This is a genomic window from Paraburkholderia sp. SIMBA_053, assembly GCF_046534895.1.
GTDB classification, from domain to species: Bacteria; Pseudomonadota; Gammaproteobacteria; order Burkholderiales; family Burkholderiaceae; genus Paraburkholderia; species Paraburkholderia caledonica.
Genome location: NZ_JAWRXU010001000.1, coordinates 1 through 260, shown reverse-complemented (window position 1 = coordinate 260; position 260 = coordinate 1). Strand labels below are relative to the sequence as shown.

Here is a 260-nt window from a genome sequence, read left to right as displayed (position 1 = left end):
GAACCTGTCGTACTGGATGGTGAGCGTGCCGTTCATCGAGCCTTTGGGTTGGCAAGTCGCACTCATGCATTGCGCAGCACTCGTTGCAGTCAATCTTCTCTATTTCGTGCGGGCGAAAACAGAAGAAAAGCATCTGATGAACGACCCCGACTATCGTGCATACGCCGAATGGATCGCGAGAAACGGCCTCTTTGCAAAGATAACGCGCGCGTGCCGATAGAAGACGCAGGAGGCAATTTGACCGGACACAGAACTTTTAC

At 52.7% G+C, this 260-nt stretch carries 1 pseudogene; it reads left to right on the top strand.

The features are described from left to right. Positions 1-220 (top strand): annotated as a pseudogene (locus tag SB753_RS38620) (hypothetical protein); the annotation flags it as partial. Between the last annotated feature and the right edge of the window lie 40 nt (positions 221-260).